Below are 12,999 nucleotides of genomic sequence, written 5' to 3' on the forward strand. Positions count from 1 at the left end.
GCGACAACGGAGACACTTTCCGCCCGCTCATCGCCCCAAGGCGATAACGTCATAGCGAATGGCCTTTCCTGAAAGCGAGTAGCTCGGCTTTCTGCCCGCAAGCCACGGACCTTTGGCCGGGCGCTTTATCAGCACTTTGCGAGGACCTGCCGCGATTGCAGCGTCGAGCAGCTCCGCTTCATCCGAGCAGGGCGCCTCGAGCCGCTGGATCAGCTGCAGCTTCTTCTTGACCGCGGCGCTCTTCTTCCGCTCAGGAAACATGGGGTCGAGAAGAACGATGTCGGGAGCATCCTCGGAGCTGGTCGCCAGCCGAAGAAGCTCGGGTATGCTGTCCTTCTTGCGCAGCTCCATGCGCGAGACGGCATCCGCCAGCCGCGAATCGCGCGCGGCCCGAGCCAGCGCGTCCTCGAGAAGCGCAGCCATCGCGGGGTCACGCTCGTACATGGTAACCGAGAAGCCCGCCGCCGCAAGGAGCAGCGCGTCCTCCCCCAGTCCCGCCGTGGCATCGATAGCTCTGAGCTGCTCCGCCGCTACGCCGCGAATGCGCGCCGCGCGCACGACGAGCTCGTGCGCGAGATTCTGCTTCCTCAGGCGCGGCAGCATTCGCGAGAAGTCACCCCTGAGCACCATGCCGTCGCCCGAGAGCGCAAGGCCCTCGCCGGTACGCACGAGCTCCACGCCAGTCGCAACTTCCCGACGCCCCAGGCAAAGGTCGACGTCCTCGCCCGGCGTTCCTGCCGCGCTGTTGCGCTCACCCACGGTATCGCCCACGGCGCTACCCCTCGTAAACGCCGCGCAGAGAGTACCATCCGTCCTGCTCGCCCACGTGAAGCGGAACTTCGAAGAGGTTGGAAAGGACCTCGTCGCGAAGGATCTCCTCCTTGGGGCCATCGGCAAAGATGGCAGCGCTCTTTATGAGCATGACTCGCTTGATTGCGGGGATGATGTCCTCGGGATAGTGCGTCACCAGAATGACCGAGCGGCCCTCTGCGGCAAGCGTGCTCATGGTCTCGCGCACGTGATACATCCCCTCGGGGTCGAGCCCCGTGCAAGGCTCGTCAAAGACGAGCACCTGCGGGTCGCGGATGAGCTCACGCGCCACCAGCACGCGGCGCACCTGCCCGGTCGAAAGGGTCATGATGTCACGTTTCGCAAGGTCGGCAATGCCAAGCCGGTCGAGCGCGTCAAGCGCCGACGCCTTGTCCGAATCGGTTATCCGCACGCCCATCGGAAGGCCGAGCGTGCCATAAAGGCCGCCAATCACAATCTGCAAGACGGGCAGGTGGACGCGCACCTGGTCGTGCATCGTGGAGCTCACGACGCCCATGGTCTGGCGCACGTCGCGCAAGAGCGGGCGCGCCTGGCCGCGAAAGAGCACGGCCGGCGTCTCGTGCCAAAGGGGCTGCACCTCGCGCGTCAGCAGCTGGATGAAGGTCGACTTGCCAGCGCCGTTAGGACCGAGCAGCGCCACGTGCTCACCCTCCGCCAGAGAGAAGTCGTCTACATGCAGAATCGTCTTCCCCGCGCGCACGACCGTTGCGTCGTGAATCTTAAAAAGCGGCACAGCAGGAGCGTCAGGGGCTCCGTTCGCGGCGGGGACCTCGATTTGCTTGGCACGGTTCTTCTCGGCGCTTGAGTCTTGCTGCATGATTCGCCTCTAGCTTCCACCTGTGGATGTATTTAAAAAGAAAAGTAGCGCGCGCCAACAAGCGCGTGAAGTCCTACTATAAGAAAATCAACTTCGGCTCGCCAAACCGTCGACGTGCCGAAACATCCCATGTCAAAAACACGGCGCAGCAGCGCGGTTAGGGGGACTTTTCATGGCAGACATGCTCACCCTCGAGGCCTTTGAGGAGGCATCCGAGAAAGTTAAGGAAGTCACGCTCGAGACAAAGCTGGTCGAGAGCCCGTACTTCTCGGAGGTCTCCGGCAACCGCGTGTGGCTGAAGCCCGAGAACCTGCAGCGCACTGGCGCCTACAAGCTGCGCGGCGCCTACTACAAGATCTCGAAGATGAGCCGCGAGGACCTCGACCGCGGCGTCATCACTGCTTCCGCTGGCAACCACGCGCAGGGCGTGGCCTATGCAGCAACGCACGCCGGAGCGCGCTCCGTCGTCGTGATGCCCACCACCACGCCGCTCATCAAAGTCGAGCGCACCAAGGGCTACGGCGCCGAGGTCATCCTCTACGGCGACGTCTTCGACGACGCCAAGGAGCGCGCCGTCGAGCTGGCCGAGGAGCAGGGCCTCACCTACATCCCGCCCTTCAACGACACCACCGTGGCAACCGGCCAGGGCACCATCGCCATGGAGATCGTGCAGGAGCTGCCACTTGTTGACACCATCCTTGTCCCCGTGGGCGGTGGCGGCCTTGCCTGCGGCGTCTCCACCTTCGCCAAGCTCTACAACCCCAAGATTCGCGTCGTGGGCGTCGAGCCCTCTGGCGCAGCAAGCCTCACCGCCGCGCTTGAGGCCGGCCACACCGTCAAGATCCCCACGGCCAACACCATCGCCGACGGCACCGCCGTGCTCGAGATCGGGGACAAGGTCTTCCCGTACCTGCAGCAGAACCTCGACGACGTGATCTTGGTGGACGACGACGAGCTGGTCGTCTCCTTCCTCGACATGGTCGAGAACCACAAGATGATCGTCGAGAACTCAGGGCTCCTCACAGTGGCCGCGCTCAAGCACCTTCCCGCCGAGAACAAGCGCGTGGTCTCAATCCTCTCCGGCGGCAACATGGACGTCATCACCATGTCCACGGTCGTGCAGCACGGCCTTGTCCAGCGCGGCCGCATCTTCACGGTGAGCGTCATGCTCCCCGACCGCCCTGGCATGCTCGTGAAGGTCGCGAGCGTCATCGCCGAGCAGAGTGGCAACGTGATCAAGCTGGAGCACAACCAGTTTGTGTCCGTGAACCGCAACGCCGCCGTGGAGCTGCGCGTAACCATCGAGGCATACGGAGAGGATCACAAGCAGCAGATTGTCCAGGCCCTGCGCGACGCTGGCTTCAAGCCCGAGATCGTGCTGACCTCGCTGTAGCGAGCGCGGCCGAGCGTAGAGCGCGCAAGCATTACTGTGCGTGCTCCCAGCCAACCGAGGGCGCAAGCGAGAAGGCCAGCGTGTACTGGTTGATCGTCGGCGACACATGCGAGAAGAACACGCGCGCGTCCAGCGGGCTCACGAGCTCCTCGCGGACGTGCCCGTCATAGGCGTCAACAACGACGCCGAGCTGCTGCCCCCGCCTGACGCGCTGCCCCACGCGGACGCTCCGCACGAAGAACCCTCCGGCCTCTTTCGTCCGCACGCGAACGAGGTCGCCATCCGAGATATGCAGCGAGTGAAAGCCGCCCGCTGCCGCCGCATCGAGTACGCCGCGCGCCGCAAGAAAGCGCAGGATGTTGTCCTGCACCGTCGCGGCGACCTCAACATCCAGCCCGCCCATGTCGCGCGAGTAGACCGAGAACGCGCGCGTCTCCCATACCTGCCAGTTGTAGTTGAGCGTGGTGGTGTCAAAGGAGCTCGGCTCGTGCACGAGCACGTAGGGGAAGCCAAAGTCGTCTGCCATGGCAATCGCCTCGTCAGAGAGCTCGTTGGCCCGCGTGATTCGCACGTGAGGCGTGAAGTCTCCCGACAGGTAGTAGCTACAGAGTTGGATGCCGTAGGCGTAAGGGCTCACCGCCGCAAAGAGCCCAGCCGCAATGCGCTGCGTCGTCTCCCCTAGGTTGTAGCCTGGGAACATGCGGTTGATGTCCGTGTGGTCCACGGGCCAGAAGCGCTCCGCCACGTTCATCGAGAACGGGTTGACCGACGGCACCACCAGCACGCGCTTGTCGGCGTTCGTGATGCCGGCCGCCTCCATGTCCTGCAGGCGTCGCACGAGCTCGGCGCAGATGAAGTTCTGCTCGTACTCGTTGCCGCGCATGGCGCCGACAATGGCCACGCACGGCTCGGCGTCCGGGTTGCCGAACTCAAAGCCCCTGATGGAGAGGGTCTCGCGATAGGGAGTGTCCAGCGAGTAGAGCGTCAGTCGCCTCATTGCGTGTCGCCTCCATCATTCAGGATTCGCGCGAGCAGGGACCCCGGATAGACCACGGGGTACTCGCGCAGCGTGAAGAGCAGACCCGACTCGGGGGCTATAACGCGCTGGACAACCTCGCCTTTGGAGGCGCTGGCGACCACTCCGATGAGCTGGCCCTTCTCCACATGCGAGCCATGCTCCACCTCGGGCAAAAAGATGCCGCCGCTCTCTGCGTTCAGGTACGATACCGCGCCGTCATGGGAGACGATGGGCTCGGGGCTCGCCTCCGCAGACCCGCCCCACGCGCCAAAATGCGCGGCCAGACGGAGAACGCCCTGCGTCAGCCTTTCGCCATAGGAGCGCGTTATGCGCATGCCCACGCCCGTCTCGACCACGAGCGTTGGCGTCCGGCGCTCGTTCAGGGCGTAGGCGAAGGTGGATTCCAGCACCGTCGCCGACGCGTGAACCCACACGAGGTCAACGTTCAAGAGCGGCGCCAGCGGCAGCAGGACATCTGCGGAGCGCTCGTTGATGCGCACCTGCGGCATCTCTCGAAGGAAAATGTTCGACGCGTGAATGTCCACCACGGCGTCGGCGCCCTCGACGTCTGCTGTCACCGCCGCGGCGAGCGTCTCCGTAAGGTCGCCCGCGGGGTCTCCCGGAAATGTCCGGTTGAGGTCGATGTCGAACATGGGCACGCCGCGCTCAATGCAGTTGATGCCAAGCGGATTCACCGCGGGAAAGATGTCAATCGTGCCCCAGAGCAGGTTTCGCCTCTCCTCCAGGAGCTTGCCCAGGCGGTAGGCCACGTACTGACCTTCGAGCTCGTCGCCATGAATGCCTGTGACCACCACGATTCGCGGTCTGTGACCGTCGGCCGGCGGCGTGGCGGAGAAGGGCGCTGGGGCCGTTCCCTCGATGCGATGCTTCTTGATAACCAGCCGTTCTCCAACGGGAAGCTCCGCCGAGAAGACCGTCTCAATCCGCGCCAAGGTCGACGCCCCCTCCCTGCTCCTCGAACGCCTCGTCGCGCACCGTGACCCTGACCGTCTGCGTCTGCTGGACGCAGCCGCGAAACACGCCGCGCTCGATTGAGCAGTCGTCAAAGTCTCGACCGTAGCTCATCACGATGTAGTCATCTCCAGCCTCACGACCGTTCGTGGGGTCAAGTCCGCGCCAGTGCTTGCCGTCGAAGACCTCCACCCAAGCGTGCGTAGCGCCCTCTCCGAGAAGGAACCCGCTCGCATAGCGCGCCGGAATCCCCGCATAGCGACAGAGCGCGAGCAGGATGTGCGTGTAGTCCTGGCAGACTCCGCTACCCTTCGCGAGCGCTTCGCCAGCCGTCGTGGCCACGTCGGTCGATCCGGGCACGTACGACATGCGCTCTCCCACGGCCTTGCATAGGGCGACGGCGCGCTCGTAGGCGCTCGCGCCGCCCATCGACACCAGCACATCGGCGGCAAACTGGCGAATTGCGAGGTCCGGTTTAGTCAGCGCGCTCTCATGAGAGAAGAGCGGGCTTTCGGGACCGTCCTTCCAGGGAGAATCTCCCAGGCGCGCCTCCTCGTCCACCAAGACGACGCCCGAGACGAAGAAGGAGAACAGGTCATGCTTCTGCGGGATCCGCCCAGAGAGCAGGATGTTTCCAAACCCGTCGACCTGACGCACGAGCGCGGTCGAGGGAGAGGTCGTGACGTTGCTGTCCATCACCGTCTGCCGCGCAGAGCTTCTTGGCAGGCAGCGCAGGACGAAGTCGTGGTCGTACACCGAGCCCGACAGCCGCAGGATCGTCTCAAAATAGAACCCAAGAGCCCTCATGCGGCCTCCCTAGTAGATGTGGGCAAGATTGACGAGAAGCTCGCCCAGCTGCTCGTAGGTTACCCCATCAGGGAAGCCCGGGCTGTACACGAGGTCGACGACCGCTTTGAGACGCTGGTTGTCAAATGGCATGCCAGAGCGAGAGCTGCGAACGGCCAGGAGGTGAACTTCATAGGGAAGCGCCTCAAGCTTGTAGCCAAGTCGCGCGTAGAGGTCGATGCGCTCGAGCGAGATGCCGCTCTTGATGATGTTGCGCGCCGCCCCGTCAGAGACGTAGTCGTCCACGCAGCCCCTGAAGGCCATGATATTGTCGATGGTCGTCTGCAGGTCGAGAAGCGGCTCCTTCCCGCCCTCGGCGGCGTAGAGAGAGTCGTAGGCCATCTGCACGTACGAGACCGTCTCGGTCCCTAGGATGTCGCGAAGGTGGACGGCATTGTCGTAAGCGGCTCCAATGGAGTGCGCGAGCGACGCGGGATTCTCGACATCGAAGAGGCAATCATGGAAGAACTCGATGGGGTCATCGGTCTTCTCGTCGAAGCCAAGCTCCTCGAGCTGTCCCTTCCAGTTGCCCTCGGTAGAGTCGAGCGCCTTGTCGTAGGTGGAAACGATGAAGCGCTCCGTTGTAAAGGCGCGCTCGATGTAGCGGCCAAGCCAAAGCAAGCGGTCCGCCCTTCCTAGTGATAGAGAACCCATGTGTCCTTAAAGCCTCCTCCCTGAGACGAGTTGACGATGGCCGACCCCTCCTCGACGGCATAGCGCGTGAGCCCGCTCGGCCACACGGTAGTGGTTTCGCCGGAGAGCACGAATGCGCGCAAGTCAGCTTTACGCGGTTGGATGCGACCGTCGATAACGGTCGGAAGGCAGAGGAAGTCAACGACCTCCTGAGCAATGAAGCGGCGCGGCTCCTCCGCAATCTTCCGCTTGAGCTTTGCCAGCTCGAGCGGGGCAAGCGACGAGCCGAACACCACCCCATAGCCTCCCGCCTCGGCGACGTCCTTGATCACAAGGGTGTCGGCGTGGTCCTGCACATAGGCCATGTCTTCTGGATAGATGGGCAGGTAGGTGGGCGCGTTCTTGAGGATGGGCTCCTCTCCCAGGTAGTACTTGATGAGCTTCGGAACAAAGTAGTATGTGCCTTTGTCGTCCGCGGCTCCGTTGCCTGGCGCATTGATGATGGCGACGTTGCCCGCGCGATAGGCCACCATGAGGTTGGGCACGCCGATAAGGCTCTCCGCGTTGAAGCACAGGGGGTCGAGAAACTCGTCGGAGATTCGCCGATAGACCGCGCCCACGAGCGAGGAGCTCGCGCCACTGCGATAGTAGAGATGGGCGTTTTCTACATAGAGGTCGCCCGGCTCCGCGAGCACGGCGCCCGCCTGCTCGGCAAGGTAGGCATGCTCGAAATAGGCCGAGTTGTAGCGACCCGGCGTAAGCACCACGTTAATGCCACCGGTGTTCACGTTGTCCATCACGGCGCGCAGGCGCTTTCCATAGTCGCGATTGTCGACGAGTGGCATGGTGCGGAAGGTCTTGGCATCGCAGCGCCGGCAGAGCGAGCGGGCGATGAGCGGGTAGCTCGCCCCAGAGGGAATGCGAAGGTTGTCCTCGAGGATGTACCATTCTCCTCCCTCGGCCTCCACCAAGTCGATGCCCGATATGTGGCTGTAGATGCCCTTGGGCGGCGTGATGCCCTCGCATTCTGGCAGGTAGCCCGAAGAAGAGAAGGCAAATTCCTCGGGAATGACGCCGTCATGTATCGCGTTCTTCTCGCCATAGAGATCGCGCAGGTAGGCGTTCAGCGCATCCACGCGCTGAACGAGGCCGCGAGACAGCGCATCCCACGCTGATGCAGAGATGATGCGTGGGATGGGGTCGAAAGGAAAAAGACGCTCCTTGAATTCCCCATTCTTGTATAGACCGAATTTGACCCCATAGCGTGCAAGCTGCTGGTTGATCTTGGAAGTATGGGTCACGAGTTCATCATAGGCAGGCATGGGCACCCCCTCCCCCTTGGTATCCTGAGTGCGCGCCAAATAGCAAGTAAATCGTTGCATGCGCTGGTTTCGCGACCGTATGCAATAAATTGCAGCACGATGACCGGGCGTTTCGAAGCCGTTTCTAAACGCGCAAGAATTTGGTTTGAGACCGCGCTGCCGATGCCCGTACGACGAGGCCGTAGCAACCGAAAAGCCCCCAAGGTCAGGTCCTGCGATCAGGCGGCCAGGCCAGTCCCACACAACAGAGTTGCGCCCCCACACAACGGCGGCCTGCCCCGCACAACGGCGGCCTGCCCCACACAACGGGCTCCTGCCCCACACAACGGAGCACTGCCAAGTTGCGCGAGTTTTGCGACATCAGAAGTCGCCTAAGCTGGCAGGCCGGGCATCAGAGGTCGCAGAACTTGGCAAAACGGGCATCAGAGGTCGCGCAACTTGGCAAGCCTCAGCATCAGAAGTCGCGGAACCTGGCAGCGGCAGCACGATCCCCAATGCGTGAGCATCAGAACTCGCGGAACCTGGCAGCGGCAGCACGATTCCCGTTGCGTAAGCATCAGAGGTCGCGCAACCTGGCATCACGCACGCGCCCACCGAGCGCCCGTCTGCAGCCGTCTGCAAATAACCTGAAGTTACAGACTGAATAACGAGGGTGTATTGACTAGAAATGCGTGTACAATCTTTCAGCAACAAATGCATAGCCGAGCAAATGCGATGACAGGATGAGTACAGACCGCGCCATCCCACAGAAAGCGGATGAACCATGAGAACCCGCGGTGGGCGGTCCGGAAAGGTCCTCGAGCTGCTCAGGTTAACGCGCTTCTCGCCTCGGACACCACCAAAGGCGAGAAGAGTCATTACCCCGAGCCGGTACCCACCGTTACGGGCATCACACGAGGGCTCCGATTTCCAATCTCACTATCCTCGCATTTCTCGAACGCAAGACAGGAAAGCGAGAGGTGATCATGGAGCTTCGAAGTGATGCCATCAAGAAGGGGCTGGCACGCGCGCCGCACCGCAGCCTTCTGAAGGCCGACGGCCTTACCGATGAAGAGCTGGAGCGTCCGCTTGTCGCGGTCGTCTCCTCACAGAACGAGGTCATTCCCGGCCACATCCACCTGGACAAGATCGCCGAGGCCGTCAAGGCTGGCGTCCGCATGGCGGGCGGCACCCCTCTGCAGGTCAACACCATCGGCGTCTGCGACGGCATCGCCATGAACCACGAAGGCATGCGCTACTCGCTCACGAGCCGCGAGGTCATCGCCGACTCCGTCGAGTGCGCCATCCAGGGTCACCAGTTCGATGCCATGGTCCTGATTCCCAGCTGCGACAAGATCGTCCCCGGCATGCTGATCGCGGCGTGCCGCCTGGACATCCCGACCGTGCTGGTCTCCGGCGGCCCGATGCTCGCCGGTCGTGGGCGCAACGGCGAGGAGACCGACCTCAACACGCTCTTTGACGCAGCCGGCCAGGTGACCGCCGGAACCATGACCGAGGAGGAGATGCACTGGTACGAGGAGACGGCGTGCCCCACCTGCGGCAGCTGCTCCGGCATGTTCACGGCCAACTCCATCTGCTGCCTCGCAGAGGCTCTCGGCATCGCCCTGCCCGGAAACGGCACCATCCCCGCCGTCTACTCCGCGCGCATCCGCCTGGCCAAGCACGCCGGCATGAAGGTCATGGAGCTCCTCGAGAAGGGCATCACCGCCCGCAAGATCATTGACGCGCGCGCCGTAAAGAACGGCATGGCGCTTGACCAGGCATTCGGCGGCTCCACCAACACCATGCTGCACCTCACGGCCATCGCCCACGCGGCTGGCTGCCCCGTCACGATGGACGACTGGGACAAGGCTTGCTCCTCTACCCCTAACATCGTGCGCCTGGCGCCCGCCGGACCGCTCCACATCCAGGACCTCAACGACGTGGGCGGCGTCTCCGCGATCATCGGCGAGCTCGGCCGCCACGGGCTTCTCGACCTCACCGCCAACACCTGCCACGGCACCATGGGCGAGTGGGTCGAGCAGTGCCCGCCCGTGGACGGCAAGGTCGTCCACCACATCGAGGACGCCTACTCTCCCGACGGCGGCCTTAAGGTCATGCGCGGCAGCCTCGCACCCGACTGCGGCGTCGTCAAGAAGAGCGCCGTCGACCCCAGCATGTACAAGCACACCGGCCCCGCGCGCGTCTTCGACTCCGAGGAGGCAGCCTGCGACGCCATCTTTGGCGGCCAGATCAAGCCCGGCGACGTCGTCGTGATTCGCTACGAGGGACCCGCCGGCGGTCCCGGCATGCGCGAGATGCTCACCCCAACCTCCGCCATCTGCGGCATGGGTCTGGCAAAGTCGGTCGCGCTCGTCACCGACGGGCGCTTCTCCGGCGCAAGCAAGGGCCCGTGCGTTGGCCACGTGAGCCCCGAGGCCGCAGCCGGCGGCCCGATCGCGCTCGTCCACGAGGGCGACCAGATCTCGATCGACATCGAGGCCGGCACGATCGACCTGCTCGTCCCGGAAGACGAGATGGCGCGACGCCGCGCCGCTTGGGAGCCGCCCGCGCCCAGGTACACGACCGGCGTCCTCTCTCGTTACGCAAAGCTCGTCACCAGCGCAGATAAGGGGGCCTACCTGTCATGACGGACAAGGACAAAGGCGACATCGCCGAGAAGAGCGCCGCAGACAAGCACGCAGCTTCAGTAGCCGAGAAGCTCGCCCGCAAGCAGATTGCCATCGAGGGCAAGCCCTTCGGCCCCGGCAGCCACACCGAGTACGAAGGCAAGACGCTTACCGGCGCGCAGGCAATTATCGCGAGCCTCGAGGCCGAGGGCGTCGACACCATCTTTGGCTATCCCGGCGGCCAGGCCATCAAGATCTACGACGCGCTCTACGACTCGAAGAAGATCCACCACGTGCTCGCCCGCCACGAGCAGGGCGCCACGCACATGGCCGACGGCTATGCGCGTGCCACGGGCAAGGTTGGCGTCGTTCTCGTCACCTCTGGACCTGGCGCCACCAACACCGTGACTGGCATCATGACCGCCTACATGGACTCCGTGCCGCTGGTCGTCATCACCGGCCAGGTTACGCGCGGCGTCATCGGCACCGACTCGTTCCAGGAATCCGACATCGTGGGCATCACGATCCCCATCGTCAAGCACTCGTTCTTGCTGCAGTCCATCGACGAGCTGACCGAGACGTTCAGGAAGGCCTTCTACATCGCCTCCACTGGCAGGCCCGGCCCGGTCCTCATCGACGTCCCCAGCGACATATCTGGCGAGAAGGTCGTCTTCCACTATCCCGACTCCATCTCGATTCCCAGCTACAAGCCCACCTATCGCGGCAATGCGCGGCAGGTCAAGCAGGCTGCGGCACTCATCGCGAAAGCGAAGAAGCCCCTCCTCTACGCCGGCGGCGGCGTCGTCACCAGCCATGCGTGCACCGAGCTCACCGAGCTAGCCGAGGGCATGAACATTCCCGTGGTCACCTCGCTCATGGGCAAGGGTGCCATGCCGTCGTCCAACAAGTTCAACTTGGGTCCCGTCGGCATGCACGGCTCCAAGTACGCAAACATGGCCGTCACCGAATGCGACCTGCTCATCGCCGTGGGCGCGCGCTTCTCTGACCGCGTGACCGGCAAGGTCTCGGAGTTTGCGCCGCATGCCAAGGTCATCCATATTGACATCGACCCCGCAGAGATCGGCAAGATCATCAACCCCGTGGTGCCCATAGTGGGCGACGCCAAGGTCGTGCTGGGGTCTATCAACGAGCGCCTGAAGAAGATGGACGCCAAGCCCGTCGACCAGAAGTGGTGGGCGGACGTTCAGTCTTGGCGCGAGCGCTGGCCGTTCTACACCGACGAGTTCGCCAACACCGTCGACTACCCCAACAAGATTGCGCCGGAGATCGTGCTCTCCAAGCTTTCCGACAAGCTTGATCCCAACGCCTCGATCGTTACCACCGAGGTCGGTCAGCACCAGATGTGGGCGCATCAGAACATCCGCCGCGAGCATGCGCGCACGTTCATCTCGTCGGGCGGAGCCGGAACCATGGGCTTTGGCTTCCCCGCCGCCATCGGCGCTAAGATTGGCTGCCCGGATGACGAGGTCGTCTGCGTGGCCGGAGACGGCTCGTTCCAGATGAACCTGCAGGAGATGGCCACCGCCATCGTCGAGCACGCAAACGTGAAGGTCTTGATTATCGACAACCACGCGCTTGGCATGGTCTACCAGTGGCAGTCGCTCTTCTACAACAAGCGCTACTCGTTCACCAAGCTGCCCGACCCCGACGTGCCTGACTTTGTCAAGCTCGCCGACGCATACGGCTGGCGCGGCCGCCGGATCTCGCTTCCCGAGGAGGTCGACGACGCTCTGGACGAAATGCTCGCCTCCGATGTGCCCTACCTGCTGGATGTTGTAATTCCCACCGACCAGACCGTCTACCCGATGGTTGCTCCTGGTGCCGCAATCGACGACATCATCGGCGCGCTTGACGTCACCTTGGGCGGCGTGCGCGTTACCGAGAAGGGCTTTGGCTCCCATAGCGGTCATGCCAACGATGCCGAAGACGAGGAAGACGATGCCGACGAGGAAGGGGGCGACGAGTAATGACCCAGAAGACGACAAGCAACCCGGCAACGCACAAGCACATTCTGTCGGTGCTGGTTGAGAACAAGGCAGGCGTGCTCTCGCGCGTCACCGGCATGATCAGCCGCCGTGGCTTCAACATCAACTCTCTAACCGTCGCCCCAACCGAGGACGTCAATTTGTCACGCATGACCATCATCGTCGAGGCTGACGAGGTCGGCTTTGAGCAGATCACCAAGCAGCTGCACAAGCTTGTCTCGGTGTACAAGATCTCCGACCTCACCGAAGATGACGCCATCGAGCGCGAGCTGGTGCTCTTCAAGGTCCAGTGCACGCCCGAGCGCCGTCACGAGATCATCGAGATTGCAAACGTCTTCCGCGCAAACATCGTCGACGTGGGCAAGAACACGCTGACAGTAGAGGCCACCGGCACCGAGAGCAAGCTCGATGCGCTCGAGAACCTCTTCCGAGCCTACGGAATCCGCCAGCTTACGCGCACCGGCAAGATCGCGATGTCGCGCGGGCACGACCAGTAAGGCCCCGTCTCTCACGGCTTCACCCGGCCGAGGGCTCGCCCAACGTCGGAAAGCA

General features: G+C 63.3%; 11 protein-coding genes. 4 read left to right on the top strand and 7 right to left on the bottom strand.

The features are described from left to right. Nucleotides 1–27: 27 nt before the first annotated feature. Nucleotides 28–771 carry a class I SAM-dependent methyltransferase gene (locus ACOYJL_RS04635; RefSeq protein ID WP_433569051.1) on the bottom strand — a complete coding sequence of 248 codons (744 nt, stop codon included), beginning with the start codon at nucleotides 769–771 and terminating at the stop codon, nucleotides 28–30. Between the two features lie 4 nt (nucleotides 772–775). Next, a complete protein-coding gene (locus ACOYJL_RS04640; RefSeq protein WP_433569052.1) occupies nucleotides 776–1,648 on the bottom strand; it encodes an ABC transporter ATP-binding protein in 873 nt (290 codons plus the stop codon). Nucleotides 1,649–1,820: 172 nt separating this feature from the next. Between ACOYJL_RS04640 and ilvA the strand changes: the two genes are divergently transcribed. Further along, a complete protein-coding gene (ilvA, locus tag ACOYJL_RS04645) occupies nucleotides 1,821–3,041 on the top strand; it encodes a threonine ammonia-lyase (protein WP_433569053.1) in 1,221 nt (406 codons plus the stop codon). Nucleotides 3,042–3,072: 31 nt separating this feature from the next. Here ilvA and ACOYJL_RS04650 read toward each other — a convergent pair whose 3' ends face one another. The 5 genes from ACOYJL_RS04650 to ACOYJL_RS04670 are packed head-to-tail and all read right to left on the bottom strand — an operon-like array spanning nucleotide 3,073 to nucleotide 7,832. Continuing rightward, nucleotides 3,073–4,038, bottom strand: coding sequence for a M14 family metallopeptidase (locus ACOYJL_RS04650; RefSeq protein ID WP_433569054.1), 966 nt, complete (start codon nucleotides 4,036–4,038; stop codon nucleotides 3,073–3,075). Further along, entirely contained in the window at nucleotides 4,035–5,012 is a 978-nt protein-coding gene (locus ACOYJL_RS04655) for a M14 family metallopeptidase (protein WP_433569055.1), read from the bottom strand. The genes ACOYJL_RS04650 and ACOYJL_RS04655 overlap by 4 nt, the downstream gene beginning before the upstream one ends. After that, on the bottom strand, nucleotides 4,999–5,838 hold the full coding sequence (locus ACOYJL_RS04660; protein ID WP_433569056.1) for a transglutaminase family protein: 840 nt from the start codon (nucleotides 5,836–5,838) through the stop codon (nucleotides 4,999–5,001). The genes ACOYJL_RS04655 and ACOYJL_RS04660 overlap by 14 nt, the downstream gene beginning before the upstream one ends. 9 nt (nucleotides 5,839–5,847) lie before the next feature. Beyond that, nucleotides 5,848–6,531: an alpha-E domain-containing protein gene (locus tag ACOYJL_RS04665; RefSeq protein WP_433569057.1), complete on the bottom strand. Its 684-nt coding sequence runs from the start codon at nucleotides 6,529–6,531 to the stop codon at nucleotides 5,848–5,850. Then, on the bottom strand, nucleotides 6,513–7,832 hold the full coding sequence (locus tag ACOYJL_RS04670) for a circularly permuted type 2 ATP-grasp protein (protein WP_433569058.1): 1,320 nt from the start codon (nucleotides 7,830–7,832) through the stop codon (nucleotides 6,513–6,515). The genes ACOYJL_RS04665 and ACOYJL_RS04670 overlap by 19 nt, the downstream gene beginning before the upstream one ends. Nucleotides 7,833–8,797: 965 nt before the next feature. Here ACOYJL_RS04670 and ilvD point away from each other — a divergent pair. Genes ilvD through ilvN form a run of 3 tightly spaced genes read left to right on the top strand, consistent with a single transcriptional unit; the run spans nucleotide 8,798 to nucleotide 12,944 of the window. Further along, complete coding sequence (gene ilvD / locus ACOYJL_RS04675; RefSeq protein ID WP_433569059.1) at nucleotides 8,798–10,462, top strand: dihydroxy-acid dehydratase; 1,665 nt, start codon at nucleotides 8,798–8,800, stop codon at nucleotides 10,460–10,462. Next, nucleotides 10,459–12,429, top strand: a complete 1,971-nt coding sequence (gene ilvB / locus ACOYJL_RS04680) for a biosynthetic-type acetolactate synthase large subunit (protein WP_433569060.1) — start codon at nucleotides 10,459–10,461, stop codon at nucleotides 12,427–12,429. The genes ilvD and ilvB overlap by 4 nt, the downstream gene beginning before the upstream one ends. Continuing rightward, entirely contained in the window at nucleotides 12,429–12,944 is a 516-nt protein-coding gene (gene ilvN, locus ACOYJL_RS04685) for an acetolactate synthase small subunit (protein ID WP_433569061.1), read from the top strand. The genes ilvB and ilvN overlap by 1 nt, the downstream gene beginning before the upstream one ends. Nucleotides 12,945–12,999: the final 55 nt, after the last annotated feature.

Source organism: Tractidigestivibacter sp. (assembly GCF_050946515.1).
Classification (GTDB): domain Bacteria; phylum Actinomycetota; class Coriobacteriia; order Coriobacteriales; family Atopobiaceae; genus Tractidigestivibacter.

Bases quoted from the DNA above. Each gene is read 5' to 3' on its own strand.
- ACOYJL_RS04640 (WP_433569052.1), bottom strand. From the start codon at position 1,648: ATGCAGCAAGACTCAAGCGCCGAGAAGAACCGTGCCAAGCAAATCGAG.
- ilvA (WP_433569053.1), top strand. From the start codon at position 1,821: ATGGCAGACATGCTCACCCTCGAGGCCTTTGAGGAGGCATCCGAGAAA.
- ACOYJL_RS04650 (WP_433569054.1), bottom strand. From the start codon at position 4,038: ATGAGGCGACTGACGCTCTACTCGCTGGACACTCCCTATCGCGAGACC.
- ACOYJL_RS04660 (WP_433569056.1), bottom strand. From the start codon at position 5,838: ATGAGGGCTCTTGGGTTCTATTTTGAGACGATCCTGCGGCTGTCGGGC.
- ACOYJL_RS04665 (WP_433569057.1), bottom strand. From the start codon at position 6,531: ATGGGTTCTCTATCACTAGGAAGGGCGGACCGCTTGCTTTGGCTTGGC.
- ACOYJL_RS04670 (WP_433569058.1), bottom strand. From the start codon at position 7,832: ATGCCTGCCTATGATGAACTCGTGACCCATACTTCCAAGATCAACCAG.
- ilvD (WP_433569059.1), top strand. From the start codon at position 8,798: ATGGAGCTTCGAAGTGATGCCATCAAGAAGGGGCTGGCACGCGCGCCG.
- ilvB (WP_433569060.1), top strand. From the start codon at position 10,459: ATGACGGACAAGGACAAAGGCGACATCGCCGAGAAGAGCGCCGCAGAC.
- ilvN (WP_433569061.1), top strand. From the start codon at position 12,429: ATGACCCAGAAGACGACAAGCAACCCGGCAACGCACAAGCACATTCTG.